Origin of the sequence: Faecalimonas sp. LCP19S3_D12 (assembly GCF_052121495.1) — a bacterium.
GTDB lineage: Bacteria > Bacillota > Clostridia > Lachnospirales > Lachnospiraceae > Faecalimonas.
Genome location: NZ_JBQKED010000089.1, coordinates 1 through 3,553 on the forward strand (window position 1 = coordinate 1; position 3,553 = coordinate 3,553).

Annotated in this window: 4 protein-coding genes; all 4 read right to left on the reverse strand. The window is 40.5% G+C overall.

Annotated features, from left to right (window positions below):
• Positions 1–301: 301 nt before the first annotated feature.
• Positions 302–1,507, reverse strand: a complete 1,206-nt coding sequence (locus ACTQXY_RS15190; RefSeq protein ID WP_441660171.1) for a tyrosine-type recombinase/integrase — start codon at positions 1,505–1,507, stop codon at positions 302–304.
• Positions 1,508–1,574: 67 nt separating this feature from the next.
• Positions 1,575–1,808, reverse strand: coding sequence for a helix-turn-helix domain-containing protein (locus ACTQXY_RS15195; protein WP_441660172.1), 234 nt, complete (start codon positions 1,806–1,808; stop codon positions 1,575–1,577).
• On the reverse strand, positions 1,753–2,889 hold the full coding sequence (locus ACTQXY_RS15200; RefSeq protein ID WP_441660173.1) for a replication initiation factor domain-containing protein: 1,137 nt from the start codon (positions 2,887–2,889) through the stop codon (positions 1,753–1,755). The genes ACTQXY_RS15195 and ACTQXY_RS15200 overlap by 56 nt, the downstream gene beginning before the upstream one ends.
• 114 nt (positions 2,890–3,003) lie before the next feature.
• Positions 3,004–3,336: a hypothetical protein gene (locus ACTQXY_RS15205; protein ID WP_441660174.1), complete on the reverse strand. Its 333-nt coding sequence runs from the start codon at positions 3,334–3,336 to the stop codon at positions 3,004–3,006.
• Positions 3,337–3,553 lie beyond the last annotated feature (217 nt).

A 3,553-nucleotide genomic window follows, 5' to 3' on the forward strand; every position in this document is an offset into this window, starting at 1 on the left:
TTTTCTTTTAGAATCTAATCATATTTTGGACACATTTTTCTTTTATACTTAGAGTCAGATAGTTGATAGAACAACTATCTCCCCCCTCATAAAGTAATCATCTTCAGATTTCTGAAGATGTACACTTTACTCTCATTCCTTTAGATAACTATAAAACAACGAAACCCGTTAGCCCTTGTGGTTAGCGGGTTTTCGCTGTTTAGGGCTGTGTCCGTTCTGCCCCGTGGACAGTTTTGGGACAGTTCTTTTTCTAAAGAAATGTTGCACTTATCCTTTTTCTTTTCCATTGTTTCTGTTCTGATTATATGATTTCCTTATATAAACTCTGTAATTTATCCATTTCCGTTTTTGCTTTATCGTCCGTGACGTGCGTATACAAATCCAGTGTGATTGCTATGGAGTAATGTCCGAGGAATCCTTGTACTACCTTTGCGTCAATCCCGGCTTCAAAACACCTTGTGGCAAATGTATGACGTAAAGCATGAGGATAGAAATGCGGAATCGGTATATACTCTGCCTTGTTTTTCTCTGCCTGCTTTTTCCGTTCCTTATTGATAGATTTTTCTATCCAGTCCAATGTCACTTGAAAGGTGTGTTCTGTAATCGGTTTCCCGTTCTTTCCAACAAATACAAGATTTTCAAATCCCTCTAACGGTTTCCATTCACTGGCTGACAACTGCATTTCTTTCAACTGAATCCGCTGACGTTTTAAAGCTTTATATACACTGTCCTGCATAGGAATCGTCCGTATACTGTTCTTCGTCTTTGGTGTCTGGTACTTGAATACATACTTTTTCGTTTCCTTATCTTTGATATGCACCAATGTCTTATTTACAGAGATTTCCCGTTTCCGAAAGTCCACATCATCCCATGTAAGCCCAAGTAATTCTCCGCCACGCATCCCTGTACCGAGTGCCACTTGTATAAGATTCCCGTGTATTCTCCCTTTTGCATGTTCCAATACTTCCCGTTGTTCTTCCACAGTCAGCACCCTTATCGGTTTTGTCTTTGTTTTGGGAACTTCTACCCCTGCACATGGGTTGAATGTAAGAATCCTATTATGTACCGCATATTTAAACATTGCATTGAGGATATTGTACACATCCCGTATGGTCTTTGTGCTGTAATCATCATCCGCCATATTCTGAAGCAGACGTTCCAAAATAATCGGATTGAAATCTGCCACACGCTGCTTTCCTATCTGTTTCTTTATATAGCGTCTGTAAAAATCATCATAACGCACTTGTGTACTCTCTTTGATAGTCCGTTTCTTATGGGTATTCAGCCAGATATCAAACCATGTATCCAGAGTGATATTATCGCCCTTTCCTTTCAACCCATGCTTGACTTCATAGCGTAAATCTTCCATTTCTTCTATCAGCTTTTTCAAGTCTGTATTATCTCTTGTATAAATTTCGCCTTTATATTGAAAACGTCCCCGAAAACTTCCATTTTTCCTCTGTACGATTCCATCCGGCAACGTATTTCCTTTTAAGTCCTTGCCCAATCTGCACGCTCCTTTCCGTGCAAGGACTATCAGAACTGGTCTGACAGTATTATATGCTTATCTGTGTTTATACTGCAATTACTTCATATTTATTTTTCAGATTATGCCCCTCGTTTTTCTTCAAAAACTCGTCTAAAACCTCAGAACGTATAAGAATCTTATTTCCAATCCTTATGACCGGAATCTTCTGCCATGCTATCAGCTTTCGCAGATTGTTTCTTCCAATTCCCGTATATTCTGACGCTTCATTTACTGTAAGGGCTTTCTTTGTCTGTATCGTGTTCTGTGTATGTTCTGTCAAAGATTCTCCTTTCTTCTTCCCTCAAAAGGAAAGATTTTTTATAGTCCTCATATATCCGTTGATGTTCTTCGTTCATCTGCCCCCGTTCTATTAACTGGCGGATATAATCTCTGTTATCCAGTTTTCCGATTTTATCCATTAGTTTTAAAGAGGGCGAAACTGCTACGTTCAACCACCGCCATGTTCGTTCCAGTGTTTTTTTCTCTGGATTCATAGTCAGTTTTATCTTCCCTATGCCCTGCATGAGTTCTTCCCACGGCGGATAAGTGGGATAGAGCCGTTTTCTTGTAATCATACTGTTTTCCGGCTTCTGCAAAAACCTTACTTTCTCGTTTAACACGGACAATGCAATCCGTGCCACATCCCTGTCTTTCAGAAGCTCTTCCACTAATCTGACTGCTCTTTTATGCCGGAATCGGAGTTCATATCTGTTCCAGTCCGGGTCGAGTTCTTTTCCGAACTTTTCTGCCTGCTCATGTCCCTTTTCATAGAATGTAATCCGAAAATCACTGTGTTTACTTCCGAGATAGAGCGTTTTCCCTTGTGCTTCTATTTCATCCTCTTTCAGCTTATCAGAACGATTCTCTGATGTATCACGCAACTGACTGGATATCAGCCCCTCGTTTTTCAGACGAATCAATTCCGGGATAGACAGATAAGGCTTTCTATCATCAATCGCCAAGTCTATCCTCGGAAAATTCACCGGGTATCTGCAAACTCTCTCCAGAAAATCAAACCACGTTTCCTTATTCATCATAAGGAAATTTTCATAATTCCTGCATCCCGAACCGCTCATAAGAATCTGGAATCCCTCGTACTGTGCATTTCCTGTCGGTTTCAGAATCTTGATATTGTCAAATCTTGCTATCAGTTCATGTCCGGCAATCCCTTTTTCCTTACCATGCAGTTCCATAAAACTCAGTGGAATCCGCAGGATATCTTCTATAATCGTGAACACATCTACTTCTTTAACGGTAATCTGACACCAGTCAATCAGTGCTGTCAAATCTTCTTTCTGACGAGTTACCCCCCTGTTAGTATAGGGGGGTTCTGAAATTTTCATTACTTCCGTTATTATCATCCCTGCCTTTCGTAGTCTGCCGTGGCTTTCGCCACGTTCCCGGAACTTCCTCTGCTCCCTTTGCTCCTTTCACACTGTACGGAGCAGTCCGCAGAGAATGTCCGGGAACAGCCTTTACACGTTTCCTTTTCCGGCAACAGCATGGATATCCTTACAAGTGATTCTGTCCACCAATACCGGGAAGTTTCCTCTCTGCACATAAGGGGCATATACCGCTTCTTCCAGTTCTACCACTGTGTAAGGCTCTACCTTTGGAAGTTCTGTTGCTTCCAGACGGATATCTACGCTGTTTCCAAGTTTCATGCTTCCGAGATGAAGTTTCAATGCTTCCACTTCCTCGGTTTTCTTCCGGGTTTCCTTATCATACTTGTAGCAGTAGTCTGCTCCCATATAACGGAGTTCCCCGAACGCTTCTTTGACCTGTTCCTTTGTCAATGTAATCTGCATCCTGCATTTCTCCTTTTCTGAAATCATGGTGAATAAGTATCTGGTAAGTGTGACAAGTCCTTTTCATATCCACATTTATATTTATTTCATTACTTTTCTCCTTACCTCTTAACCTCATCATAGACCTGCTTTTTCTTCTTGTCAACAATTATTTTACTTTTTTCCTTACTTTTTTTATTTTCATTTCAGACACTTATTTATATCTTTTTATAACTTA

Excerpts from the sequence above, each read along its gene's own strand:
- ACTQXY_RS15200 (WP_441660173.1), bottom strand. The coding sequence starts at position 2,889 with ATGATAATAACGGAAGTAATGAAAATTTCAGAACCCCCCTATACTAAC.
- ACTQXY_RS15205 (WP_441660174.1), bottom strand. The coding sequence starts at position 3,336 with ATGCAGATTACATTGACAAAGGAACAGGTCAAAGAAGCGTTCGGGGAA.